We start from the raw sequence: 25,392 nt of genomic DNA, 5'->3' as shown, positions 1-25,392 counted from the left end.
GCCGTCTGAGTGGCTGTTAGCTAATTGAGACGTATGCGTGTAGCCGTGTGTGTCACTCTCTCGGTGCAGCTCATCTGGGGGGATGAGAAGTAATAGTCCAAACGAGGGGGGAAAACCTCATGACTGTTCAGCGCGAAAACCTCGACGTGGCCGAGACCGAGGTCGTTCAGGAAGCAGAGTCCGTGCTCGAAGGCACGCCGGTCGTCGAACCGGAACCGGTGCCCGCACCGCCGACCGAGGTGCCGAAGCCGGACAAGAAGGAAGACCCGGAAGTCACGCCGATGTGCTGTGGCGGCGGCCCGGGATTCCCGTTCGCTCGCCCACTGCCGATCTCCGAGGGGGCCGTCGACTCCGGCGGCGATGTCGAGCACAACCACGACTGCCCGAACCACCCGAACAACATCACCGTGTAGTCACGCAGCGTGTTCTGCCCGTCACCAGGTCCAATGCCTGGTTGGCGGGCAGCGCTGCGAGGACTCGTGTGGTGTGATGATCACATGCCCGCTCGTTCCCTGGTGAGAGCGCGCGAGTTGTACGAGAGGGGATGGGCTGAGCAGGCGAGGTTTCGCTTTCCCTCGGCCATCCGGCTGCTCCGACGTGCGCTCGTGCATATCGAGCGCGTGGAATCGAGCCAAGAACGTGCGGCGATCCGCGCTCGCATCTTGTACACGCTGGGCCTGTGTCAGGGCGAGACCAGCGGCATGGACATCGCTGTTGAGGCATTCGACGCTGCCCGTCGCGAGATCGAGACCATTGAGGACACGGCCACCAGAACGTTCCTGAACGCCGGCGTGGACCACAACCAGGGCCTCATGGTCATGCGCATGGGTCAGCCGGAGCGGGCGATCGAGTGGTTCAACAGGTTCATCGACGCGGTCGAGCACGACGTTGAGCAGACCGGCTCCGGAGCGAACCGCCCCCTGGTGCAGGGTTTCGTCTCCACGTTGCTCAACCGTGGATTCGCGCTGGCCGCGATCCGCAGGAGCGAGCGAGCGATCGCTGACCTCGAACGCGGCATCTACCTCGCCCGTGAGCACGAACTCGTCCACCTTCGCCCGTTCTTGGTGCACGCGCTCGGAAACGTGCACAAGCAGAGCGGTGAGCTGGCAGAGGCGTTGCGGCGCTACGAAGAGGCAGAACGGATCTTCCGCGCCGACGATCAGCCCGCTCTACTGGCCCGGCTCCAGCTGGACCAGGCCGAGGCCATGCTCATGATCGGACTGTCCGATGAGGCCGGTAAGCACCTCGACGAGGCGCTGCCGGTCATGCGCAAGGAGAAGTTCGGCCAGGAGATCGCCGAGGTCGAGATGTTCCGCGCGTCGGCGGCGTTGCTGGACGACCAGCTCGACCTGGCACGACGCATGGCGAAGCGGTCGGAACGCAAGCTCATCCGCCGGGGCAGCACCTGGTGGATGATGGCCGGCCTGATCGAACTGTGGGCGCACGGCCGGCACGCGATGCGCACCAGGCGGATCTCGAACGCCTTGGTGCAGAAGGCGTTGACGCTGTCCGAAGAGTTGGCGGCCAACCACCTCGTGGACGAGTCACGGCTCGCGTTGCTCCTCGCGACCCGGCTGGAGATCCGCCGGGGAAGGCTGGCCGACGCCGAAGAGCTGCTGAAGAAGGTGCCCGGACCCCGCGCGGTCACGCCGCTCGACCACCGGATGCAACGCCGGCTCGTGCTGGCGGAGCTCGCGCTGGCCAAGGGAAGCCGCCGTGCCGCGCTGGTGCACGCCCGCAAGGCGCTGGACGAGCTGGGCCGGGTGCGCGATCAGCTCGGAGGTCTCGAACTCGTGTCCGCCACCGCGGTGCACGGCAGGGAGCTGAGCGAGCTCGCGATCAAGCTCGCGCTGGAGGACGCGGACGCGCGCCGGCTCTTCGCCTGGCTGGAACGCACACGTGCGCAGACCTACCGGTACGAACCGCTGGAGGCGACCGACAACAACGAGGTCGCCGAGCGGATCACCGAGGTGCGCAACCTCAGCTGGGCGATCCTGCGGCACGGTCTGTCCGGCCAGCCGACCGCCGAGTTGCGCGGCAAGCTCGTGAAGGCGCAGCGCGAGGCGAACCGGCTCGGCTGGCACTCGCAGCGGTGGGGCAGGCCCCGGCCGGTCGCGGGCATCGCCGAGGTGATCGCGGAGCTCGGGCAACGGGCCATGGTCAGCTACGTCGTGTCCGGCGGGGAGATGGCCGCTGTCGTCGTCGCCGGTGGCCGCGTCAGCCTCGTGCGGCTCGGCGGCGCGACGGATGCGCTGGAGAGCGCCCAGAAGCTCCACTTCGACCTCAACGCCCTCGCTCCCGACCACCTGCCGCCGCCGTTGGTGCAGGTCATCGGCGCGTCCGCGCACAAGCAGGCCGACCGGCTCGACGCGTTGCTGATCAAGCCGCTCGCGCACCTCATCGGGGACCGCGAGCTCGTCATGGTGCCGACCGGCGAGTTGTACGCGGTGCCGTGGGGTGTGCTGCCGAGCCTGCACGGACGTCCGGTCGCCACCGCGCCCTCGGCCACGGCCTGGCTCGCCGCGGCGCAGGCCGGCAAGCCCAAGACCGACCGCGTGCTGGTCGTGCAGGGGCCCGGGCTTCTCTTCGGGCACGGCGAGGTGGACAAGCTGGCGACCTATCACGCCAACGCCACGATGCTCTCCGGGGACACCGCCACCGCCGCCGAGGTCATGGCGCACCTCGACGGCGCCGATCTCGTCCACGTCGCCGCTCACGGCGAGCACGAGATCGAGAACGCGCTGTTCTCCCGGCTCGAACTGTTCGACGGGCCGTTGTTCGCGCACGAGCTGGGTCGGCTGAGGAAACCGCCGGCGCACGTGGTGCTCGCGGCGTGCGAGCTGGCGTTGAACCGCATCAGGCCTGGTGACGAGGCCTTGGGGTTTGCCGGCGCGATGCTGGCGGGCGGCACGCGGACCGTGGTCGCCGCGGCCAGCAAGGTCGGGGACGAGGCCAGTGCCGCGGCGATGGCCGACTACCACCGGGCGCTGGCGGCCGGGGCCGCGCCGGCGGTGGCGCTGGCCGAGGCGATGGCGAAGGACCCGTTCCGCCGGCCGTTCCTCTGTCTGGGGTCCGGCTAGGCCGATCGAGTGGTCGTTCGAGAGGAAGCCGCTGGTCAGCGGTGACTTCTGCCCTGGCTGCGAAGGTGCTTGGTGAACTTCTCTCGTCTTTGTGCCATCTTGGTCTGGACCGAGGGGATGCAACGGCCCGCCTATCGGCTCTAGTCGATACGCGGGCCGTTGTGCGAGAAACGTCCACATGCGCAGAACTCTGCTCGCTGTTCTCCTTGCCGCCGCCGCGGTGATAGCGGCGCCCACAACCGGAACAGCGCAACCGACTGCATCCATACCTTCGGTCCAGGACCGGGAGCCGGGCAACGGGCCTGAGCGCAACGAGGTCGCCACGCTGGACAACGCTTTCCAGGCGCAGTCCATGCTGGCCCAGGGGGAGAACCAGGCCGACAGACACCAGGGCTACCCGCGCCGGACGAAGCTGCGGACGTATCCGGAGAACACGGCCGACAAGTCCATCAAGCTCGGTCTCGCGCCGTACCACGCGCTCGCGCCGAAGCTGAACGCGTTGCAGCAGAAGAGCAACAGGATCTCCGTCGAGGTCGTCGGCCAGTCAGGGCTCGGCCGCGACCTGTACCTCGTCACGCTGACGGCGCCGGAGAGCGCGACGGAGACCCGGATCCAGGAACGGTTCCGCGCCACCATCGAGGAAGGCCGCAACGTCCCGGCGGGCCTGTACAAGGCGCCGATCTGGATCAACAACAACATCCACGGCGACGAGTGGGAGGGCACCGACGGCGCGTTGCGCGTCATCGAGCACCTCGCCACCAGCAACGACGCGGACACCAGGAAGTTGTTGCAGCGCAGCAGGGTCTACTTCAACCTCTCGGCGAACCCGGACGGTCGCGTCGCCGGTACGCGTGCGAACAGCGCCGGCTTCGACCTCAACCGCGACTTCGTCACGAGCTCCCAGCCCGAGAACCGGGCCATGCAGGACGTCGTGGAGCGCACCCAGCCGTTGATGATGCTGGACGAGCACGGCTACGTGGCGAACACGCTGATCGAGCCGACCACGCCGCCGCACGGCCAGAACTACGACTTCGACCTGTACATCAAGCACGGCTACGCCAACGGCCTGCTGATGGAGAAGGCCGTGCAGGCGCTCGGGCACCCTGAGGCGGCGAAGCCGGAGATCCCGTTCCGCGACTACCCCGTCGGCGAGTGGGACGGCTGGGCGCCGATCTACACCGCCCAGTACGCGATGTACCACGGTGCAGTCTCGTACACGATCGAGATCCCGATGCGCGTCAACCGCGGCGACTACGACGCCCTGCCGGCGGCGGAGCTGCAGCGGCGTTCGAAGATCAACACGGATGTCGTCGAGGCCACCATCAAGACCACGCTCGACTACGTGGACGACAACCGGCGCAGCCTGATCGCGAACCAGACGGAGATGTTCCGCCGCGGCGCCGCCGGTGAGAAGCAGCGCTACATCCCGGACGGCTTCGTGCCCGGCTTCGGGCCGGAGGACCGCTTCAGCACGGAGTTCCCGCGTGCCTACGTGATCACGAACGACCGGTCCGCACCCGCCGCCGCGCGGCTCGTCGACCAGCTCGTCCGGCACGACGTCCGGGTCGAACGCGCGGAGAGGCCTTTCACGCTGGGCGGCAAACGCTATCCGGCCGGGTCGTACGTCGTGGACATGCACCAGCCCAAGCGCGGGCTTGCGAACGTGATGCTGGAGCAGGGCAGCGACATCTCCGACAAGGCGCCGGTCATGTACGACATCTCCGGCTGGAGCCACCGCCTGCTGTGGGGCGCGTCGGTCGAGATCCACCACAACGGCCAGTTCCGCTTCGACGGCAGGCCCGTCACGGCGGCCTCGCCGACCGGTGCCGTCGACGCCGCGCCGGGCGCCGACCTCGCACTCAGCCTGACCGACCAGAAGGACGTCAGCGCGGCCAACGACCTGCTGTCGCGTGGTCTTGAGCTGCGCCGCCAGGACGACGGCACGATCGTCGTCCCGGCACGGGAAAGGGCCGCCGCCAAGGAGGTCGCCGACCGCTACGGCGTGCGCTTCACGACCGCCAAGGCCGGCGGCGAGGCGTTGCAGCGCAAGGTGATCGCGGCCGCTGTCTCCGCCGACGAACTGCAGGTGCTGCGCGAGTCCGGGTTCGACGTCCGCACGATCTCGACGGCGGTGCTGAACGCGGGCTTCGACTGGTCGCGGATCGACGCGCTGTACGTGGGCGCGGGCCTGAACTACACGCAGCTCAACGCCACCGCGAAGGCCGCGCTCGACGAGTTCCTCAAGCGCGGCGGTGTGGTCACGCGCGGCGCGACGGGCAGCAGGTTCAACGCCGACGCCAAGCTCCTGCAGGCCACGCCGGTCGCCGGTTGGGAGGACGCCAACGGCGTCGTGAACGTCGTCAACGGCACCGGCCCGGTCGGCGCCGGCGCGTTGCCGCACTCGTTCGTGTACGCACCGCAGTGGTTCACGAACCTCGGCACGGGCGTGACGGTCGAACAGCGCTACGGCAGCACGGTGATCGCCGCCGGCCATTGGCACGCACGCGACAACGGCACCGGCGGCCAGGACGCGGCAGCGGGTCAGGCAGCGGTCGTGTCCGGTACGGCGGCGAACGGCGCGAAGGTGGTGTTGTTCGGCACGGAGCCGATGTTCCGCAACCACCCGAAGGGCCTGTACGCGCAGGTCGCGCGCGCTCTGTTCTGGAGCGCCGGCTAAGAACCAAGCGGGGCGAGGAAGGCCCCGACAGCCTTCCTCGCCCCGCTTGCACTACCCCGCTCCAGGGTTCCCGGTTCCTGATTTACGAAACCCCCGGCGGCAGGAAACTGTGCGCCGCTAATCCTTCGTGCCGCCGCCGTTGTTCGGGCGCACGATGATGACGACCCGGTCGTCCGACGACACCGGCGTGCCACCCGCCTTGTTGACCGTGCCGGCCAGCGACGCCGACTCGTTCAGCATCTCCATCGGGCCGAGCAGGCCGAAGCCGTCCTCCGCCATCGCGATCTCGGGCTTGCCCGTGAAGGCACCGGCGGCGTTCATCGACAGCGACTGGTAGCCGGGCGTCTTGGACGTCGCCACGGACAGCTGGTCCGAGTAGGACGAGCAGCCCATCACGCCGGGCCGGTCCGGCCACGCCCATGCGACCTCGCCGAGCTTGCCCGGCGCCACGCGGTAGACGACGTCGCCGCTCGCGGCCCAGTCCGTCACCCAGGTCTTCGTGGCGTCCGCCGAGACGCACAGACCGCCGGGCAGTCGCAGTCCGGAGGAGACGACCGTGCTGCCGGCCGTCGGGTTGCCCTGGGCGGGCTGGCCGGAGCCGTCGATCCGCAGCACCTTGCCTGCCAGCGAGTTCGGGTCGGCGGCGAGCGCGGGGTTTCCGGCGTCACCGGTCGCGACGAGGATCGCGCCCTTGCGGTCGCTCGCCAGCACACCCCGGTTGCCCGACGGGCCCTTCGGGATGCCGGTGAGGATCGGCTTGGGCGTGTCGCCGGGCGCGATGCGCAGCACCCGGTTGTCCGTCGCCGTCGTCACGTAGACGTACGCGAGCTGGTCCTCGGCGAACGTCGCCGACAGCGCGAGGCCGGTCAGCCCGCCGTCGGTCGAGGTGTCGACCTCCAGCTGGGCGACCACGACCGGGTCGACGTCCTTGGTGACCTTGAGCAGGCGCCCGCCGCGTTCGGTCGCGTACGCCGCGACGCCGCCCTGGGCGTCCGCACCGATCGGGGCGACGCCCGTGACGGTGTTGAGGCAGGTGGCCACGACAGCCGGGTGGTAGTCCTTGCAGCCCTGCGGCGGCGGCACGCTCTGCGGCGCCGGGTTGCGGCCGGGATCGCCGGGCGCCGGGCGGTACTCGCCCGGCAGCTCCGGTTTCGGGCCTGCCTGCGGGGTCAGCTGTGGTTGCGCGCTCCACTGTGTGGGCGCCGGTTCGTCGGGAAAGCTCGCGCAACCCCCTGCCAGCAGGCAGACGGCGGTCAGCAACGCTACGGAACGAACCACGGCTCCCAGGTTAGGTGCGGGGCCGTGAACCCGAAGTCAACTTCTCGGCGGTGGCGAAGTCGACCGACCGGACGCGGTCGAGCAGCAGGTCGAGCTCGGCGCTCACCACCTCGGGCGCCTCCAACGGCAGGTAGTGGCTGCACGGCAGCACGCGCAGCCGTGCCTGCGGCAGCGCGCCGACGGGCCCGGACATGCTCTCCGTCGTCGCCAGCACGTCGTCACGACCGGCCAGCAGTGTGACCGGGCACACGATCGGGGCGAGGTCCTGGCGCGGCGTCCCGCCCAGTGCGAGCGCCAGCGTGAAGTACCAGCGCCAGTCGTGCTGCAGGAACCGGCGCACCGCCTGCCCGACGGCCGCCGGGTCGCTCGAGGGCTTGATCACGCCGCTGTGCCGCAACAGGAACGTCGTCGCGTCCGTCACCGGGATGCGGTGCAGCACCTTGTCCAGCACCGGACCGGCCTGCTGCAACAGCCTCGTGCCCGTCAGCCCGACGAACCGGCGCACGCTCTTCGGCACCAGCGGCAGCATGGCGTCGAACGAGTCGCCCGGCGCGCCCGCGACGAGCAGCAGGCCCGCCACCCGTTCCGGATGACGCAACGCCAGCTCTGCCGCGATCGTCACGCCCATCGACCAGCCCATGACGACGCACCGCTCGATGCCTGCTTCGTCCAGCACGGCGATGGCGTCCGCCACGTGGTCGTCCAGCGAGATGTTGCGCTCGTCGACCGGGCGGTCCGAGCCCATCGTGCCGCGCATGTACCAGCTGAGCAGGCCGCCGCGATCGGTCAGCGACGGCCACGACTCGGGGCCCGAACCCACGCCGGGACACAGGAGCACAGGTGTTCCCTCACCTGGCACCTGCCACGTCCGGAGCTTCGTGCCGTCCCACGCGATGATGTCGTGCTCCCGCATGGCAGTCATTCTGACGTACTTTGGCCTGGTGACGCTCACCGTGCTCGTGCCAGATGATTTCGGAGTCCAGGCGCTGTCCCAGGTGGACGGTGTCCGGCCGGTTCGTTACGTGCCGGGGGAACCGCTGCCGTCTGACGCCCAGAACGCCGAGGTGCTGATCCCGCGGTTCCTCGCGGGCACCGACCCGCGCGAGGTGTTCGCGCAGTTGCCGAACCTCAAACTCGTGCAGTTGCTCAGCGCCGGTGCGGAGAACTTCGTCGGCAAGGTGCCGGCCGACGTGATGCTCTCCACCTGCCGGGGCGCGCACGGCGGCAGCACCGCGGAGTGGGCCATCGGCGCGTTGATCGCGATATACCGAGACTTCCTCGTCTTCGAGCGGGCCAGGGCCGAGGGCCGCTGGGACTACCACCTGACGGACACCTTGCAGGACAAGAAGGTCCTCATCGTCGGCGCCGGTGACCTGGGCGAGCAGCTGAAGCGCCGCCTCGAACCGTTCGACGCGACGGCGACCCTGGTCGGCCGTACCGCCCGCGAAGGCGTGCACGGCCAGGACGATCTGCCGCAGCTGCTGCCGGAGTTCGACGCGGTGGTCATCTTCACGCCGATGACGGAGGAGACCCGGCACCTCGTCGACGCCAAGTTCCTGGCCGCGATGAAGGACAACGCGATCCTGGTCAACGGCGCCCGCGGCCCCGTCGTGGACACGGACGCATTGCTCGCCGAACTGAATTCCGGGCGACTGCGCGCTGCTCTCGACGTGACCGATCCCGAACCGCTGCCGGCCGATCATCCACTGTGGACCGCACCGGGCCTGTTCCTCACCCCGCACGTGGCCGGGTCCTGCACGGGACACGCGCATCGGGCCTACGCGATCGCCGCCGCGGAGATCGCCCGGTTCGCCGCGGGGGAGCAGCCGCGCAACCTCGTGCACGGCACCTACTAGTCCATACGGGTGAAACCGGGCTGCCGTTCGGCTCTCGCGCGTCCGCGCGAGGCCCCCTAGCGTGCGGGCGTGGCTACTCACGACAAAGGCTCGACCACATCGAGTGCTTTCTCCGACGACTCGTTCTACTCGAGCAGCGGAGGGGGAGTGCACCACTTCGACGACAGCACCACCAGAGTCGGCGAAGACGCGACCCAGTCGTACGACTCGACGACGAAGGCGTTCGACAACACCGGCTACACGCCGCTGGACAAGTCCACTGTGGACGACACCCGCGACGACCCCTTCGACGACGACCGCAGGAAGTTCGGCTGGACCGCCGGTCCCGACATCGGTCTGCTCGGGCTGCGCGCGGTGCTGGGCGGCATCTTCGTGCTGCACGGACTGCAGAAGGTCTTCGGCCTGTTCGGCGGCCCCGGCATCAACGGCTTCGCGCAGTCGCTGGAGAAGATGGGCTACCGCGAGTCGGTCGTCCTCGCCTGGGTCACCGGCATCACCGAACTGGCCGGCGGCGCGCTGCTCGTGCTCGGCCTCTTCACGCCTCTCGCCGCGGCGGGACTGCTCGCCGTGATGGCCAACGTCATCGCGCTGCAGTACAAGGGCGGCTTCTTCGGCCCGAACGGCGTCGAGCTGGAGCTGGCGCTCGCGGGCATGGCGTTCGCGGCGCTCTTCGCCGGGCCCGGCCGCGCCGCGCTGGACTACAACCGCAGCTGGTTCCGCCACCCGCTGGCGGCCGGGTTCATCGCGCTGGTCATCGCGGCCGGTGGTGCGGCGGTGACGTTCTTCGTCTTCCGGTAGGAACAACCCTGTGCGGAAGAACCTGACGGGAGCGTTGCTCCAGCTCACCCTGCTCGTGATCGGGATACCGGTCGTCTACCTGCTGGCGTTCCCGTTCGGGCTCACCGCGAAATCCCTGCTACCGCCGCTCGGGCTCCTCGCGGGGCTCATCGTCAGCGGCGTCATGGTCAAGAAGACAGACCAGCCCGTCAGCGGTCCGCTGACGGGCTGGCTCGTGTTCGGCGCCGCTATGGCGCTCGCACTGGCTCTTTAGAGGTCCGGGTTGCGCACTGCGCCAGTCGACGCGTCCGTCGCCATCCGCGCGTACGCCCGCAGCGCCGCCGTCACCGGACGAACCCGGTCCACCGGCTGCCACGGCCGTTCCGACGCCTCCATCTTCGCGCGGCGCTCGGCCAGCACGTCGGCGTCGACCAGCAGCTCGAGGCGCCGCTCGTGGACGTCGATCAGGATCCGGTCGCCGTTCTCGACGAGACCGATCGTGCCGCCGCCCGCCGCCTCCGGCGAGATGTGGCCGATCGACAGACCCGACGAACCGCCGGAGAACCGGCCGTCCGTGATCAGCGCGCACTTCCTGCCCAGGCCGGAGCCCTTGAGGAACGCCGTCGGGTGCAGCATCTCCTGCATGCCGGGGCCGCCGGACGGGCCCTCGTAACGCACGACCAGCACCTCGCCCGCCTGGATCTCCTTGTTGAGGATCGCCGAGACGGCCTGCTCCTGGGACTCGACGACGCGCGTCGGGCCCTCGAAGTGCCACAGCTCCTCGTCGATGCCCGCGGCCTTGATGATCGCGCCGCGCTCGGCCAGGTTGCCGCGCAGGACGGCCAGGCCGCCGTCGCGCGTGTAGGCGTGCTCGATGTCGCGGATGCAGCCGCCGGCCGCGTCGGTGTCCAAAGAGGACCAGCGGTTCGACGTCGAGAACGCCTCGGTCGTGCGCACGCCACCGGGAGCGGCGTGGAACAGCTCGATGGCCTCGGGCGACGGCTCCGCAGCGCGGATGTCCCACTTGCCGAGCCACTCCGCCATCGTCGGCGTGTGCACCGACGTGACGTCGTCGTGCAGCAGGCCGCCGCGGTAGAGCTCGCCCAGCAGCGCGGGGATTCCGCCGGCCCGGTGCACGTCCTCCATGTGGTAGTCGGAGTTCGGCGACACCTTGGACAGGCACGGCACGCGGCGGGACAGGTCGTCGATGTCCTGCAGCGTGAAGTCGATCTCGCCCTCCTGCGCGGCGGCGAGGATGTGCAGCACGGTGTTCGTCGAGCCGCCCATGGCCATGTCGAGGGCCATCGCGTTCTCGAACGCCTTGCGGTTCGCGATCGACCGCGGCAGCGCCGACTCGTCGTCCTCGCCGTACCAGCGCCTGCACAGTTCCACGACCACGCGGCCGGCCTCGGAGAACAGCTCGCGGCGCGCGGCGTGGGTGGCCAGCGTGGAACCGTTGCCCGGCAGCGACAGGCCGAGGGCCTCGGTGAGGCAGTTCATGGAGTTCGCCGTGAACATGCCGGAGCAGGAACCGCACGTCGGGCACGCGGAGCGCTCGACCTCGGAGAGCCCCTCCTCGCTCACCGCGGGGGAGGCCGAGGCGGAGATCGCGGTGATCAGGTCGGTCGGCGCGACGGCGACACCCTCGACGACGACGGCCTTGCCGGCCTCCATCGGCCCGCCGGACACGAACACGACGGGGATGTTGAGCCGCATCGCCGCGTTCAGCATGCCGGGGGTGATCTTGTCGCAGTTCGAGATGCACACGATCGCGTCGGCCTGGTGCGCGTTGACCATGTACTCGACGGAGTCGGCGATGATCTCGCGGCTGGGCAGCGAGTAGAGCATCCCGCTGTGGCCCATGGCGATGCCGTCGTCGACGGCGATGGTGTGGAACTCGCGTGCGACACCGCCCGCCTCGCGCACCGCCTCGGCCACGATGTCCCCGAGATCGCGCAGGTGCACGTGGCCCGGCACGAACTGCGTGTAGGAGTTGGCGATCGCGATGATCGGTTTGCCGAAGTCGCTGTCGGTCATGCCGGTCGCGCGCCAGAGGGCGCGGGCACCCGCTGCGTTGCGGCCGTGAGTGGTGGTGCGAGAGCGGAGCTGAGGCACTGCTCCTCCAGATTCAGTTCAAGAAAGAAGCGCGCGGGACGCGGGGGTGAGGCGTCCATCAGTCTGGGAGCGGTGCCTCAAAGGTTACTTGGGCGCAGACTCGCGGCGACCAGCAGACAGGCCAGTGCGAGCGTGATCACGTGCACGACGGTGCACCACAGGCAGATCTTGCCGATGATGAGGAACTCGGCGGCCACCAGGTAGACGACCATCAGCACGCCGACGCCGACCGCCGCGAGACGCACCCACCGCAGGGCGTCGATCCGCCACGCGAACGGGAGGCAGATCACGGTGAGAAACGCGAAGAAGGCCAGTCCGAGGAACGCGACGGGAATGCCCAGGAGCTCCGACTGCTCGCTCGTGGTCACGGTCTCACAGTCGATGACCGAGTCGGCCGAGCACAGCAGCGCGTTCGCGTCGAAGTGCGTGTACGTCAGGTAAGCCGAGGTCAGCAGGCCTGCGATGGACAGCAGCAGGCTCAGCAGCGGAACTCGTTTGATCACTTCTCCGACTCTACGACCTCTTCCGCGGCGTCTTCGGCGGGCTCCTCCGCGACGGGTTCCTCCTTGACCGTCGGGTCGGGCACCCGCCCGCCGCTGACCAACGACAACGCCGGCAGGTGCATGAACCGCACCGCGGGCAGCGTCACCTCGGAGTCGTCGTCCTGCACGGCCCTGAGCCAGCCCTTCTGGACCAGCCGGATCGACTTCACCTCGGACCACTTGAGCGTCGTCGTGCCGAACACTCCGCGCGCGACGATCTCCTCCTCGGTGACCGTCGTGCGGTTGCGGACCACCCAGTACGCGTAGCCGAGCGGCAGGACGTAGAGCGCTTGCAGCCCCGGAGCGAGCCACGCCACAGGGGTGACGCAGATGGCGATCAGACCCGCTGCGAGCAGCGCCGTTGCCGGGATGCGAAAGACCAGCTTCTTCACTCGAAGGATTGTTCCACGTCCACGATCCGGGAATTCCATCCCGCAGAGTTGACGCACTCTTGCGCGAGGCGATAACGTCCGCTTCATGCAGCGCACGCTCGTTCTCGTACTTCTCAGGCGCGTCGACGCCTGAGCCGAACAGCCTGCGTCGACGCGCGACCCTCGCACGACCCAACTTCGGGTTGTCGAGGGTTTTTTCGTGTCCGGACCCCGATACCCACGAGGCAAACCAATGACCAGCGCACCATCGCGACAGGCTTCCGAGCCCTCGTCGCCACGTCCAGGTCCGCGGCCCAAACCGGCTCCGCCCACTGGCGCGCCGATTCGAGTGACCGGGGCGCAGTCCCTCGTCCGCTCGCTTGAGGCGGTCGGGTGTGAAGTGGTGTTCGGCATTCCGGGCGGGACGATTCTTCCCGCGTACGACCCGCTGCTGGACTCCACGAAGGTCCGGCACATCCTCGTCCGCCACGAGCAGGGCGCGGGACACGCGGCGACCGGTTACGCGCAGGCCACCGGCAAGGTCGGGGTCTGCATGGCGACCTCGGGTCCGGGTGCGACCAACCTCGTCACCCCGATCGCGGACGCGAACATGGACTCCGTGCCCATCGTCGCGATCACCGGCCAGCAGTCGCGGCCGCTGATCGGCACGGACGCCTTCCAGGAGGCGGACATCTGCGGCATCACGATGCCGATCACCAAGCACAACGTGCTCGTGACCGACCCGGCGGACATCCCGCGGGCGATCGCGGAGGCGTTCCACATCGCGTCGACCGGCCGGCCCGGCCCGGTCCTCGTCGACATCCCGAAGGACGTGCTGCAGGAGCAGACCAGCTTCTCGTGGCCGCCCGAGATGCGCCTACCCGGTTACCGGCCGACGACCCGGCCGCACGGCAAGCAGGTGCGTGAAGCGGCCAAGCTGATCGTGGCCGCCCACAAGCCCGTTCTCTACGTCGGCGGCGGTGTGATCAAGGCCGACGCCCACGCCGAGCTGCTGCGCCTCGCCGAGGAGAGCGGCATTCCGGTCGTCACGACGCTGATGGCGCGCGGCGCGTTCCCGGACTCGCACGAGCAGCACATGGGCATGCCCGGCATGCACGGCACCGTCGCGGCCGTCGCGGCGATGCAGAAGTCGGACCTGCTGATCGCACTGGGCGCCCGCTTCGACGACCGCGTCACCGGCCAGCTGAACTCGTTCGCGCCGGACGCGCAGATCATCCACGCGGACATCGACCCGGCCGAGATCTCCAAGAACCGCCGCGCCGACGTGCCGATCGTCGGTGACTGCAAGGAGATCATCACCGAGCTGATCGACGCGCTGCGCACCGAGCGCGAGACGGCGACGAAGGTCGACCTCGCGCCGTGGTGGGCGACGCTGAACTCGATCCGCGAGACGTTCCCGCTCGGCTACGACTGGCCGGACGACGGCACGTTGTCGCCGCAGTACGCCATCGAGCGCATCGGTCAGCTGTCCCCGGCGGACACGATCTACACCGCCGGCGTCGGCCAGCACCAGATGTGGGCGGCGCAGTTCGTGAAGTACGAGCACCCGCGCACGTGGATCAACTCCGGCGGCCTCGGCACGATGGGCTTCGCCGTTCCCGCCGCGATGGGCATCAAGGCAGGCCAGCCGGACCGCACGGTGTGGGCCATCGACGGCGACGGCTGCTTCCAGATGACCAACCAGGAGCTCGCCACCTGCGCCATCGAGGGCCTGCCGGTGAAGATCGCCGTGATCAACAACGGCAACCTGGGCATGGTCCGCCAGTGGCAGACGCTGTTCTACGGCGAGCGGTACTCCAACACGGATCTGGGGACGCACAAGCACCGCATCCCAGACTTCAAGCTCCTGGCGGAAGCCCTCGGATGTGCGGGCCTGCGGGCCGAGACACGCGAGGAGGTGGACGAGGTGATCGGGAAGGCGCTGGAGATCAACGACCGCCCGGTCGTCGTCGACTTCGTCGTCGGCAAGGACGCCCAGGTGTGGCCCATGGTCGCGGCGGGCACCGGCAACTCCGAGATCATGGCCGCCCGCGGCATCCGCCCCCTGTTCGATGAGGACCTGTGATGACCAGGCACACACTGAGCGTTTTGGTCGAGGACAAGCCCGGTGTGCTCGCGCGCGTCGCCGGCCTGTTCTCCCGCCGCGGCTTCAACATCGAGTCGCTCGCGGTCGGCCGCACCGAGTACCCCGACATCTCCCGCATGACCATCGTGGTGTCGGTCGACGAGCTGCCGCTGGAGCAGGTGACCAAGCAGCTCAACAAACTCATCAACGTCATCAAGATCGTCGAGCTGGAGCCGAGTGCTTCCGTTCAGCGGCAACTGGTGTTGATTAAGGTTCGTGCGGACGCGACGGTGCGGTCGCAGGTCCTCGAAACCGTCCAGCTCTTCCGCGCGAAGGTCGTCGACGTCTCGCCTGAGGCGGTCACGATCGAGGCCACCGGGACTTCTGAGAAGCTCGACGCGCTGCTGCGCATGCTGGAGCCCTACGGGCTTCGCGAGATCGTCCAGTCCGGCATGGTCGCCATCGGCCGTGGCGCTCGTTCCATCACCGCCACCGCGGTTCGTTAGAAATCCAGAAAGAAGGAAATACTGTGAGCGTCGAGATCTTCTACGACGACGATGCCGACCTGAGCATCATCCAGGGCCGCAAGGTGGCCGTGATCGGCTACGGCAGCCAGGGCCACGCCCACGCGCTGTCCCTGCGCGACTCGGGCGTCGAGGTCCGCATCGGCCTGCAGGAGGGCTCCAAGTCCCGCGCCAAGGCCGAGGAAGAGGGCCTGGAGGTCGGCACGCCGGCTGAGGTCTCCGCGTGGGCCGACGTGATCATGATCCTGGCGCCGGACACCGCGCAGCGCCACATCTACGCCGACGAGATCGCCGCGAACCTCAACGAGGGCGACGCGATCTTCTTCGGCCACGGCTTCAACATCCGCTACGGCCTCATCACGGTCCCGTCCGGTGTGGACGTCGCCATGGTCGCGCCGAAGGGCCCCGGCCACCTCGTGCGCCGCCAGTTCGTCGACGGCAAGGGCGTTCCGGCGCTCATCGCGGTCGAGCAGGACGCCTCGGGCAACGCCCAGGCCCTCGCCCTCTCGTACGCGAAGGGCATCGGCGGCACGCGCGCCGGCGTCATCAAGACGACGTTCAAGGAAGAGACCGAGACCGACCTCTTCGGCGAGCAGGCCGTCCTCTGCGGTGGCGCCTCCGCGCTGGTGCAGGCCGGTTTCGAGGTCCTCACCGAGGCGGGCTACGCCCCCGAGGTCGCGTACTTCGAGTGCCTGCACGAGCTCAAGCTGATCGTCGACCTCATGTACGAGGGCGGCATCGCCCGCATGCGCTACTCGATCTCCGACACCGCCGAGTTCGGTGACCTGACCCGCGGCCCGCGCGTCGTCACCGCCTCCGTGAAGGAGGAGATGAAGAAGATCCTGGGCGAGATCCAGGACGGCACCTTCGCGAACGAGTGGGTGGCCGAGGACGACAACGGCCGCGCGAACTACAAGAAGCTCCAGCAGGAGGGTGAGAACCACCCGATCGAGGTCACCGGCAAGAAGCTCCGCGACATGATGTCGTGGGTGGACCGGCCGATCACCGAGACCGCCTGAGTCTTTTGTCAAGGGAGGCCCGTGGAGCGCGTGTGACGCTCCGCGGGCCTTTCCGCTAGCGTTTTCCGCATGACCGAAAGTGCGCCGATCTACGACGACAAGGCCCATGTGCGCGGCAAGCTGGACCTCCGCGACGCGCAGTGGAAGCGGCCGCCGGAGCCGGAACCGGAAGACGGCCACGTCGAGATCGCCTTCATCGAGCACACCGACGGCGCCACGTACGTCGCCATGCGCAACTCCAAGCAGCTCGATCCCGTCCTGACCTTCACCATGGCCGAGTGGGACGCCTTCGTGCTGGGCGCGAAGGACGGGGAGTTCGACGAGCCCTGGTAGGCAGGAGCCTATGCGCGCCGGGCCCAGGATCGTTCGATGTACCGCATGAGCGCCGGATAGACGATCGCGTAGCGAAACGGCTTGATGAGAGCCATGTACGCCCTGCCGGCGGCACCGCGCGGCTTGACGTAGACGGTCATCTGTCCCTGGTACCGGCCGCCGCCCTGGTCCACCCAGGCCAGGTGCATCACGCCGTACATCGTCCGGTTCGAGATCTCCTCGGCGAACTCGGTCCCGGTGCGGTACATCGGCCGGAACGGCTTGTCCGTGAGGCGGGAATCCGTCGACGTGTCACGGAGTTCCGCTGGCACGCGGACGGACAGGGACGGCTCGCCGGTGCCGGGGACGGGTGGCCAGGTGCCGGCGTCATCGGCTGACGTCGACACGCGCCCGAGTCCGAACAGGCGGCCGAGCAGATCGCGGATTCCCCACAGCACGCGTACCGGCAGTGGCGCTGAACCGGGAAAGTCCATGGCTGCCATGAGGCCGATGACATTGTCGAAGTCGTCGGGCCCACCATCGATGGGAAGAGCCCAGACGTCCTCGACCTCGAAGTCGTGGACGATGTCGCTGATGACCCAGCGCTGGGTCTTGAGCACGTCGTTGGGAACTCTCATCTGCTTTGCGCTCCTTTCGCGCTGAGATAACGGATCGGGCGGATGAGGGCGCGGTAGAACGGCCGCACCAGCCGCCCGGCTATACGGCCGTGGCGTTCCTCGTGCTCTACGCGTGCCCGTGGGTGCCCCTCGAGCAGACGGTCGAGAACGCGCGTACCGAGTCGGTGCGTCGGCAGCGCCGAGCACACTTCGATCATGCAGAGGTGCTTGGTGCTCACGTGGCCGTACTGCGCCGGGCTGACCAGCCGTATCGGAGCGCCGTGGTCGCTGTCGAGAGGGTGACCGTTCAGCCGCTGAGCCAGCAGCACGTCGTCGGCGAGTGCGTCCCGCAGCTCGACCACGGAGGCGGCTCCGTCCAGGCCCTCGAACACCAGGTGGGTGACGGTGATCCCCGGCTCCAGCGCGGGTTCGACGAACCGGCGATAGAAGTCGGCGAACCGCACGCCTTCCCAGCGCAGGCCGGTCGCGGTCCACCCGGCGACGCAGTGGAAGTCGGCCACGATCTCGCTGCGGGGCAGGGCCGACAGGTCCGCCAGCCGCACCTCGGAGGGGGCGAGCACCGCGCCGCTGATGGTGATCACGGGGTCGTCGGGCACGGGAGGCGCCGGCTGGTGCAGATGCGTTCCGAAACGCGGGAATCCGTCGACGCGCCGTTGTCCGGGCGGCAGCGTCTTCTGTCCGGGTGGATGAGTCCTCACCGTTTACCCCCTTCACCGACCGACGGTCGGTCACCGACTGATGGTCAGTCTTTAAGATGGTCCGGTGACTGTCAAGCGGCTACGGGAACGGCAGGCGGAGGCCACGCGCGAGCTGCTGGTCACGATCGCGCGGGAGCTGTTCGTCGAGCAGGGCTTCGCGGCGACCGCGATCGACGAGATCGTGCAGAGGGCAGGCCTGGCGAAGGGCGCGCTCTATCACCACTTCGGTGGAAAGGACGCGCTGTTCAAGGCGGTCTTCGAGGTCGTGCTGGACGAGACCGCCGAGGCCGTGCTGTCCGCGGCGGTGGCGGAGGACGATCCGTGGGACGCGGTGCGGGCGGGTCTGTCCGCGTTCCTCGACGCGTGCCTGCAGCCGGCCTTCCGGCGGATCGTGATCATCGACAGCGTGGCGGTGATGGCCGCCAACTCGTGGGAGGGCGGCATGGAGGGCATCGAGCTGCCGATGTTGCGTGTCGTGCTGACCCCGCTGGTCGCCAGCGGCGCCCTGCCTGGTGTCACGGTCGACCCGTTGGCGCACGTCGCGCTGGGAGGCCTCTACGGCTCAGCCCTGTACATCGCCAAGGCCGCCGATCCGCAGGCTGCTCGTGCCGAGGCGGAGGTGGTCATCGATGTCGTCCTTCGCGGCGTTCGAGCCGTCGCCACCGGTCAGCCGTAACGCCCCGTCCCAAGCCCTGGGCGTCACACTGGCGAGTGAACGGCACGTCCAGCCCCACCCGTCCCATACTGCAGGACGCGGACGGTGACCTGAGCCACCCGGCGGAATGCGCGCGCAAGGCCGGTGTCTATGCTCGTTAACAGTCCGGACACATTGCGGTGCTCCGGTCGGCGCGGGCCAGCCGCCCCCGACCACGCCCGCGCCCCACGATCCGACCCTTCCTGGGAGCGATGTCCGTGAGCAACACGAGCCGACCTGTTGTCCTCATCGCCGAGAAGCTCGCGCCGTCCGTGCTGGACGCTCTCGGTGACGGCGTCGAAGTGCGCCACGTAGACGGCACCGACCGAGAAGCCCTCCTCAGCGCGGTCGCCGACGCGGACGCCCTGCTCGTCCGCTCCGCCACCCAGGTGAACGCCGAGGTCTTCGCGGCCACGCGCAAGCTCAAGGTCGTGGCCCGCGCGGGTGTGGGCCTGGACAACGTCGAGGTTCCGGCCGCCACGCAGAACGGCGTGATGGTCGTCAACGCGCCGACGTCCAATATCGTCAGTGCCGCCGAGCACGCCGTCGCGCTGCTGCTGAGCGTCGCGCGTCAGATCCCGGCCGCGCACGAGACGCTGCAGAACCACGAGTGGAAGCGCTCCAAGTTCAACGGCGTCGAGCTCAACGGCAAGACGGTCGGCGTGGTCGGCCTCGGCAAGATCGGCCAGCTGTTCGCGCAGCGCATCGCCGCGTTCGGGGTCGAGCTCATCGCCTACGACCCGTACGTGTCCGCCGCGCGCGCCGCCCAGCTCGGCATCGAGCTCGTCAGCCTCGAAGAGCTGCTCGAGCGTGCCGACGCGATCTCCATCCACCTGCCGAAGACGCCGGAGACCAAGGGGCTCATCGGCGCGGAGCAGTTGGCCAAGGCCAAGCGCGGCGTCATCATCGTCAACGCCGCCCGCGGTGGCCTCATCGACGAGCAGGCCCTCGCCGACGCCGTGAAGGAAGGCCAGGTCGGCGGCGCCGGCATCGACGTCTTCTCGACCGAGCCCACGACCGAGAGCCCGCTGTTCAACGTCCCGGGCATCGTCGTCACGCCGCACCTCGGCGCGTCCACGGCCGAGGCGCAGGACCGCGCGGGCACCGACGTCGCGAAGAGCACCATCCTCGCGCTCGCCGGCGAGTTCGTGCCGGACGCCGTCAACGTCCAGGGCGGTGCGGTCGGCGAGGAGGTCCGCCCGTACCTGCCGCTGGTCCAGAAGCTGGGCACCGTCCTCAGTGCACTGTCGCCGAAGGCCCCGACCAGCGTCACCGTCGAGGTCCGCGGCGAACTGTCCAATGAGGACGTCGCGATCCTGCCGCTCGCCGCGCTGCGCGGGGTGTTCTCCAAGGTCGTCGAGTCGCAGGTGACGTTCGTGAACGCACCGAGCCTCGCGGCCGACCTGGGCGTGAGCGTCGAGCTCGTCAAGGAGACCGAGAGCCCGAACCACCGCAGCCTCGTCACGGTGAAGTCCGTGCACGCGGACGGCAGCACGTTCAGCGTCTCCGGCACCGTCAGCGGCATCGCGCAGGTCGAGAAGCTGGTGAACATCAACGGCCGCAACTTCGACCTGAGGGCCGAAGGCACCGTGCTGCTTCTGGAGTACCCGGATCGTCCGGGTGTCATGGGCACGGTCGGCACGCTGCTCGGCGAGGCCGGCGTGAACATCGAGGCCGCGCAGATCAGTCAGACCGGCAACGACGCCGTCATGGTGCTGCGCGTGGACCGCCCGGTCGACACCCAGGTGCTCGACCCGATCGGTGCCTCCGTCGGCGCGCGCACCGTTCGCTCTGTCGACTTCGGATAGTCACGACAAACGGGAAGGGGACGCGCAAAGTCCCCTTCCCGTGTCTATCGCTGTTCACAACGAAGTCGTAACAGGCAACTATCCGTAGACCACATTCATACTTTCGGGGCAGTCGCAGAGACACGATCAGCGATTAGCGTCCCCACGAGGTTGACCCGGTGCCGTAGAGGGCACGGCACTTTTCCATTCGGGTCGAAGGCACACACCTCGGTTGGGGCAACGTTGTGAAGAGACGATCGAGTCTGGTGGTGTTCTCTGCCATCACCAGTTTGCTGATCGCACCCGCCACGGCACAGGCGCAGGGCGAACCGCTCGCGCAGCCGGTGCAGGGTGCGCACGGGTTGGACGCGAAAGCGTTGCACCTCAAGGTTTCTCCCCGGCTGAACGCCACCGGCGCGGTCACCGCGTTCGTCGCGCTCGACCGCAAGCCGGCCGTCGACGCGTTCGACGAGAAGAAGAGCCAGGGCAAGGAAGTCGCGAAGCAGGCCGCCAGGCAGGCCCGCAACGACGTGTCCGCCACCGCGGATCAGGTCGTCGGCCAGCTCAAGAGCGCTGACACGCGAACCTTGGAGCTCTACCGCACCTCCAACGGCGTCCCCGGCGTCGTCGTGAAGGCCGACGCGCAGAAGGTTCGCGAACTCGCGCAGCGCGCGGACGTCCTCGCGGTCTACCCGGTCGTGCCGAAGAAGCGCCAGAACTCGAACGCCGTCCAGCTCACCAGGACGCTCAATGTCTGGCAGCAGTACGGCAAGCTCGGCGACGACATCCGCGTCGGCATCATCGACACGGGCGTGGACTACACGCACGCGAACTTCGGCGGCCCCGGCACGGTCGAGGCGTTCAAGGCCGTCGACCCGCGCGCGAAGGACCCGAACTTCCCGACCGCGAAGGTCGTCGGCGGCTACGACTTCGTCGGTGAGGACTACGACGGGGAGAGCACCGACCCGGCGATCAACACACCGAAGCCGGACCCGAACCCCCTCGACTGCAACGGTCACGGCTCGCACGTCGCGGGCACCACGGCCGGTTTCGGTGAGAACCCTGACGGCAGCACGTTCAAGGGTGACTACACGAAGCTCGACGCCGCGACGCTCAACGCGATGAAGATCGGCCCCGGCACCGCGCCGAAGGCCCAGATCTTCGCGCTGAAGGTCTTCGGCTGCGAGGGCTCGACCAACGTCACCTCGCAGGCGCTCGACTGGTCGCTCGACCCCGACGGCGACGGCGACTTCTCCGACCACCTCGACGTGGTCAACCTGTCGCTCGGCTCCGACTACGGCGCCCCGGACGACCCCGACAGCCTCTTCGTGAAGAAGCTGTTCAAGGCCGGCGTCATGCCGGTCTTCTCCGCGGGCAACGGCGGTGACCTCTACGACATCGGCGGCTCGCCGGGCAACACGCCCGAGGCGCTGACCGTGGCCTCGACGCGCGACTCGTACGTGCTGCGCGACGGCGCCGAGGTGCAGGGCCAGGGCCTCAAGCCCGGTCAGTACAGCCAGAACTTCACCGGCTACCTGGGCTACGACAGGGAACTGCCGGTCGTCAAGCTGACGCAGGCCGGCAACCTCGACGGCTGCCAGCCCCTCACCGACGCGGTCGCCGGCAGGTTCGTCTGGCTGGAGTGGGACGACAACGACGCGACGCGCCGTTGCGGTTCCATCGTCCGTGCCAACAACGTGCAGGCCGCGGGCGGCCTGGGTGTGCTGCTCTCGTCCACTTTGGAGAACTTCGCGGCGGGCATCGCCGGCAACGCGGCCATCCCGATGTTCCAGTTCACCGGCTCGGCCACCACCGCGGTGCGCCCGGCGCTGGACGCGGGCACGCTGGTCGTCCGCCTCGCGGGTGAGCTGCGCACCTCCACACCGACGTACGATCAGTCCATTTCGGACACTCCGAGCGCGTTCACCAGCCGTGGCACCCGCGGCCAGTCCATCAAGCCGGACGTCGCGGCCCCCGGTGACACGATCTCGTCGACCGCCGTCGGTTCCGGCGACGACCGCCTGGTCATCTCCGGTACGTCGATGGCGTCCCCGCACGTCGCCGGCATCGCCGCCCTGGTCCGCCAGGCGCACCCGGACTGGACGCTCGAGGAGGTCAAGGCCTCGATCATGAACACCGCCGGTGCGGACGTGCGGGAGAACGGCAAGACCTTCGCTCCCAACCGGGTCGGCACCGGCCGCGTGGACGGCAAGTCCGCGATCGACAACCAGGTCCTCGCCTACGTCGAGGAGGACAACGGTTACGTCAGCGCGAACTTCGGCGTCGTCGAGGTCTCCAGGCCGGTCTCGAAGTCCAAGACCATCAAGCTCGTCAACAAGTCCACGAAGGCCGTGGAGTACACGGTCGGCTACACCGCCGCCACGACGATCCCCGGCGTGAGCTACGTGCTCTCGCAGGACAAGGTGAGGCTGAGCCCGCGCGGCGTCGCGAAGGTCAAGGTCACCCTGAAGATCGACGACCCGAAGGCGCTGCGCAAGACGGTCGACTCGACCGTCGAGCCCAACCACCTCGACGTGCCGCGGCAGTTCCTCGCGGACGCCTCCGGCCGCGTGACCTTCACGCCGGTCTCCGGCGCCACGGTGCCGCTGCGCCTGTCGGTCTACTCGGCGCCGAAGCCGGTCGCGGACATCAGGACCGCGTCCAGCCTCAAGTTCCGCGGCAACGACAAGCAGGCCGTGCTGAACGTGTCCGGCAAGGGCATCGACCAGGGCACCGGCTCGCAGGCCTACCGCTCGCTGATCAGCGTCCTCGAGCTGCAGGCCCAGTCGCCGAAGCTGCGTGACTGCAAGCGCAACGTCACCGAGAACTGCGTCCTCAACCAGACCGCCAAGGGCGGCGACCTCCGCTACGTCGGCGCGGCCTCCACGGCCCCGCTGGCCAAGGCGCAGGGCAAGCCAGAGGAGGCGCTGCTCGCGTTCGGTGTCGCGACCTGGGGCAACTGGTACAACCTGGGCAAGAACACCATTCCGTTCGTCGACATCGACACCAACGGTGACGGCACCGCGGACTTCGAGGTGTTCGCGACCCGCCTGACCGACACCGACCTGCTGGTCGCGTCCACCGTGGACCTGAAGACGGGCCAGACCGTCGACATCCAGGGTGTGAACGGCCTGTTCGGCGACGTCGACGCGAACGTCCAGGACACCAACGTCGTCGTCCTGCCGGTGCTGCTGAGCGCCCTGGGCATCGACGCGTCGAAGGACACGGCCCGCCTCTCGTACGTCGTGGGCACCGCCGGCTACTACCCGGCGCCGGGCAACGCGAACAAGCTGATCGACGTGATCGACCGCAACCTGTCCTACGACCCGCTCAAGCCGGGCCTGTGGGCGCAGGGCGGCGGCGACGCGGCGCTCTCGTACCTCGCGAAGCCGGGCACCGCGCTCGTCGTCAACAAGGACGAGGCCTCGCTCAAGGCCGACAGGTCCGACGGCCTGCTGGTGCTCAACCACCACAACGCCAACGGTGACCGCGCGTCGGTCGTCCTGGTGAAGTCGCGCGGGCGCGGCGCCTACTAGTGGTGTGGCCCGCGCCACTGGCACCAGATCGGATGTTTTGCGGGAGGCCCGGTTCTTCGTTTGGAACCGGGCCTCCCGGCATGTCACGGCCCGGAACTGCCTGCCGTCACCCCTTGACGCGACCCCGTTCCTGCGGTCGAGTGACACTCGAAAGCGGGGTATGGGCCGTGTGGGTGTCCCGCAGTACGGGAGATAACACCCCGATGGGGTGTCCGGCATGCGGTGAGCACCCGGGATGCCGGTAGCCTTTCGCGAAGGAAAGTAGTCCCACCAATTGGGGACTGACACCTGGGAGGTGTGTGGATGCGGCTCGCAGTGATCCCAGGAGACGGGATCGGGCCCGAGGTCATCGCTGAGGCCCTGAAGGTCCTCAACGAGGTCGTTCCGGCGGCCGAGATCACTCGCTACGACCTCGGCGCGGCGCGCTGGCACGCCACGGGAGAGTTGTTGCCCGAGTCGGTGCTGGGGGAGCTTCGCCAGCACGACGCGATCCTGCTCGGCGCGGTGGGCGACCCGTCGGTGCCGAGCGGAATTCTGGAGCGGGGCCTGCTGCTGAGGCTGCGCTTCGAACTCGACCACCACGTGAACCTCCGCCCGGCTCGTCTCTACCCCGGTGTCCGCAGCCCGCTCGCGGACCCGCAGGAGATCGACATGGTGGTGGTGCGCGAGGGCACCGAGGGCCCGTACGCGGGCAACGGCGGCCTGCTCCGCAAGGACACGCCGCACGAGATCGCCACCGAGGTCTCGATCAACACGTCGTTCGGCGTGGAGCGCGTCGTCCGTGACGCGTTCGCCCGTGCGTCGAACCGCCCGCGTCGCCACCTGACGCTGGTGCACAAGACGAACGTCCTCACGCACGCCGGCTCGTTGTGGTCGCGCGTCGTCGAGGAGGTCTCGTTGCAGCACCCGGACGTCACCGTGGCCTACCAGCACGTGGACGCGGCGACCATTCACATGGTCACCGACCCGGCCCGCTACGACGTGATCGTGACGGACAACCTGTTCGGTGACATCCTGACCGACCTCGCCGCCGCCGTCACCGGTGGCATCGGCCTGGCCGCGTCGGGAAACATGGACGCGACGAGGCGCAACCCGTCGATGTTCGAGCCGGTCCACGGTTCGGCGCCGGACATCGCGGGCCAGGGCATTGCCGACCCGACGGCCGCCGTGCTGTCGGTCGCGCTGTTGCTCGACCACCTCGGCGAGCGCGAGTCGGCCCGCCGGATCGAGGCCTCCGTGGCGTTCGATCTGGCTACGCGTGATCACCAGTCGCCGGGTCAGACCTACGCGATCGGTGACAGGCTCGCGGCTCTCGTGTCGTCGAACGTGCGCACGGGCTGAGTTCTGCCAGACGTTTTGAAGCCCCGGCCGGAATCCTCCGGCCGGGGCTTCGGCGTTTCTG

At 68.8% G+C, this 25,392-nt stretch carries 21 protein-coding genes; 14 read left to right on the top strand and 7 right to left on the bottom strand.

Going from position 1 to position 25,392, the window contains the following annotated elements:
- The first annotated feature begins 119 nt into the window (after positions 1 to 119).
- The 3 genes from BLR21_RS42690 to BLR21_RS24070 all read left to right on the top strand — a co-directional run bounded on the left by BLR21_RS42690 (position 120) and on the right by BLR21_RS24070 (position 5,757).
- Positions 120 to 413: a hypothetical protein gene (locus tag BLR21_RS42690; RefSeq protein ID WP_090008518.1), complete on the top strand. Its 294-nt coding sequence runs from the start codon at positions 120 to 122 to the stop codon at positions 411 to 413.
- Positions 414 to 620: 207 nt separating this feature from the next.
- Positions 621 to 3,080 (top strand): CHAT domain-containing protein, encoded by a 2,460-nt coding sequence (locus tag BLR21_RS24075; RefSeq protein ID WP_256334901.1) that lies wholly within the window; start codon positions 621 to 623, stop codon positions 3,078 to 3,080.
- A gap of 178 nt (positions 3,081 to 3,258) precedes the next feature.
- Positions 3,259 to 5,757, top strand: a complete 2,499-nt coding sequence (locus tag BLR21_RS24070) for a M14 family zinc carboxypeptidase (protein ID WP_090008514.1) — start codon at positions 3,259 to 3,261, stop codon at positions 5,755 to 5,757.
- 117 nt (positions 5,758 to 5,874) lie between these two features.
- On the opposite strand, the gene BLR21_RS24065 is transcribed toward BLR21_RS24070, so the two are convergent.
- Complete coding sequence (locus BLR21_RS24065; RefSeq protein WP_256334900.1) at positions 5,875 to 7,035, bottom strand: PQQ-dependent sugar dehydrogenase; 1,161 nt, start codon at positions 7,033 to 7,035, stop codon at positions 5,875 to 5,877.
- Between the two features lie 10 nt (positions 7,036 to 7,045).
- A complete protein-coding gene (locus tag BLR21_RS24060) occupies positions 7,046 to 7,957 on the bottom strand; it encodes an alpha/beta fold hydrolase (RefSeq protein ID WP_176929768.1) in 912 nt (303 codons plus the stop codon).
- On the opposite strand from BLR21_RS24060, the gene BLR21_RS24055 reads away from it, so the two are divergent.
- From BLR21_RS24055 to BLR21_RS24045, 3 genes are all read left to right on the top strand, one after another.
- Positions 7,947 to 8,891 carry a 2-hydroxyacid dehydrogenase gene (locus BLR21_RS24055; protein ID WP_090008512.1) on the top strand — a complete coding sequence of 315 codons (945 nt, stop codon included), beginning with the start codon at positions 7,947 to 7,949 and terminating at the stop codon, positions 8,889 to 8,891. The genes BLR21_RS24060 and BLR21_RS24055 overlap by 11 nt on opposite strands.
- A gap of 69 nt (positions 8,892 to 8,960) precedes the next feature.
- Entirely contained in the window at positions 8,961 to 9,689 is a 729-nt protein-coding gene (locus tag BLR21_RS24050) for a DoxX family protein (RefSeq protein WP_090008510.1), read from the top strand.
- Positions 9,690 to 9,699: 10 nt separating this feature from the next.
- On the top strand, positions 9,700 to 9,942 hold the full coding sequence (locus BLR21_RS24045) for a hypothetical protein (RefSeq protein ID WP_090008508.1): 243 nt from the start codon (positions 9,700 to 9,702) through the stop codon (positions 9,940 to 9,942).
- Here BLR21_RS24045 and ilvD read toward each other — a convergent pair.
- From ilvD to BLR21_RS24030, 3 genes are all read right to left on the bottom strand, one after another.
- The gene (gene ilvD / locus BLR21_RS24040) at positions 9,939 to 11,783 is read right to left on the bottom strand and encodes a dihydroxy-acid dehydratase (protein WP_090008506.1); all 1,845 of its coding nucleotides are present in this window, start codon (positions 11,781 to 11,783) and stop codon (positions 9,939 to 9,941) included. The genes BLR21_RS24045 and ilvD overlap by 4 nt on opposite strands.
- A gap of 77 nt (positions 11,784 to 11,860) precedes the next feature.
- The gene (locus tag BLR21_RS24035) at positions 11,861 to 12,286 is read right to left on the bottom strand and encodes a vitamin K epoxide reductase family protein (RefSeq protein ID WP_090008504.1); all 426 of its coding nucleotides are present in this window, start codon (positions 12,284 to 12,286) and stop codon (positions 11,861 to 11,863) included.
- Entirely contained in the window at positions 12,283 to 12,717 is a 435-nt protein-coding gene (locus tag BLR21_RS24030; protein ID WP_176929767.1) for a PH domain-containing protein, read from the bottom strand. Before BLR21_RS24030 ends, BLR21_RS24035 begins: the two co-directional genes overlap by 4 nt.
- A 232-nt stretch (positions 12,718 to 12,949) precedes the next feature.
- On the opposite strand from BLR21_RS24030, the gene BLR21_RS24025 reads away from it, so the two are divergent.
- From BLR21_RS24025 to BLR21_RS24010, 4 genes are all read left to right on the top strand, one after another.
- Positions 12,950 to 14,782 (top strand): acetolactate synthase large subunit, encoded by a 1,833-nt coding sequence (locus BLR21_RS24025; protein WP_090008500.1) that lies wholly within the window; start codon positions 12,950 to 12,952, stop codon positions 14,780 to 14,782.
- The gene (gene ilvN, locus BLR21_RS24020) at positions 14,782 to 15,288 is read left to right on the top strand and encodes an acetolactate synthase small subunit (RefSeq protein ID WP_030479767.1); all 507 of its coding nucleotides are present in this window, start codon (positions 14,782 to 14,784) and stop codon (positions 15,286 to 15,288) included. The genes BLR21_RS24025 and ilvN overlap by 1 nt, the downstream gene beginning before the upstream one ends.
- 23 nt (positions 15,289 to 15,311) lie before the next feature.
- Complete coding sequence (ilvC, locus tag BLR21_RS24015; RefSeq protein ID WP_030479766.1) at positions 15,312 to 16,325, top strand: ketol-acid reductoisomerase; 1,014 nt, start codon at positions 15,312 to 15,314, stop codon at positions 16,323 to 16,325.
- A gap of 69 nt (positions 16,326 to 16,394) precedes the next feature.
- Positions 16,395 to 16,658: a DUF397 domain-containing protein gene (locus tag BLR21_RS24010; RefSeq protein WP_030479765.1), complete on the top strand. Its 264-nt coding sequence runs from the start codon at positions 16,395 to 16,397 to the stop codon at positions 16,656 to 16,658.
- A gap of 8 nt (positions 16,659 to 16,666) precedes the next feature.
- On the opposite strand, the gene BLR21_RS24005 is transcribed toward BLR21_RS24010, so the two are convergent.
- Together BLR21_RS24005 and BLR21_RS24000 are read right to left on the bottom strand one after the other, a co-directional pair.
- Positions 16,667 to 17,275: a DUF2867 domain-containing protein gene (locus BLR21_RS24005; RefSeq protein WP_090008499.1), complete on the bottom strand. Its 609-nt coding sequence runs from the start codon at positions 17,273 to 17,275 to the stop codon at positions 16,667 to 16,669.
- Positions 17,272 to 17,973: a molybdopterin-dependent oxidoreductase gene (locus tag BLR21_RS24000; RefSeq protein WP_256334899.1), complete on the bottom strand. Its 702-nt coding sequence runs from the start codon at positions 17,971 to 17,973 to the stop codon at positions 17,272 to 17,274. Before BLR21_RS24000 ends, BLR21_RS24005 begins: the two co-directional genes overlap by 4 nt.
- Positions 17,974 to 18,037: 64 nt before the next feature.
- Between BLR21_RS24000 and BLR21_RS23995 the strand changes: the two genes are divergently transcribed.
- From BLR21_RS23995 to BLR21_RS23980, 4 genes are all read left to right on the top strand, one after another.
- Complete coding sequence (locus tag BLR21_RS23995; RefSeq protein ID WP_090008495.1) at positions 18,038 to 18,649, top strand: TetR/AcrR family transcriptional regulator; 612 nt, start codon at positions 18,038 to 18,040, stop codon at positions 18,647 to 18,649.
- 236 nt (positions 18,650 to 18,885) lie between these two features.
- Positions 18,886 to 20,475 (top strand): phosphoglycerate dehydrogenase, encoded by a 1,590-nt coding sequence (gene serA / locus BLR21_RS23990; protein WP_090008493.1) that lies wholly within the window; start codon positions 18,886 to 18,888, stop codon positions 20,473 to 20,475.
- A gap of 242 nt (positions 20,476 to 20,717) precedes the next feature.
- Positions 20,718 to 23,990 carry a S8 family serine peptidase gene (locus tag BLR21_RS23985; RefSeq protein ID WP_090008834.1) on the top strand — a complete coding sequence of 1,091 codons (3,273 nt, stop codon included), beginning with the start codon at positions 20,718 to 20,720 and terminating at the stop codon, positions 23,988 to 23,990.
- Between the two features lie 303 nt (positions 23,991 to 24,293).
- Positions 24,294 to 25,331, top strand: coding sequence for a 3-isopropylmalate dehydrogenase (locus BLR21_RS23980; RefSeq protein WP_090008491.1), 1,038 nt, complete (start codon positions 24,294 to 24,296; stop codon positions 25,329 to 25,331).
- The last annotated feature ends 61 nt before the right edge of the window (positions 25,332 to 25,392 follow it).

Origin of the sequence: Lentzea albidocapillata subsp. violacea, assembly GCF_900100275.1 — a bacterium.
Taxonomy (GTDB): domain Bacteria; phylum Actinomycetota; class Actinomycetes; order Mycobacteriales; family Pseudonocardiaceae; genus Lentzea; species Lentzea violacea.
Note: the sequence above shows the minus strand (reverse complement) of the source record. Positions and strands in the feature narration are given on the sequence as shown.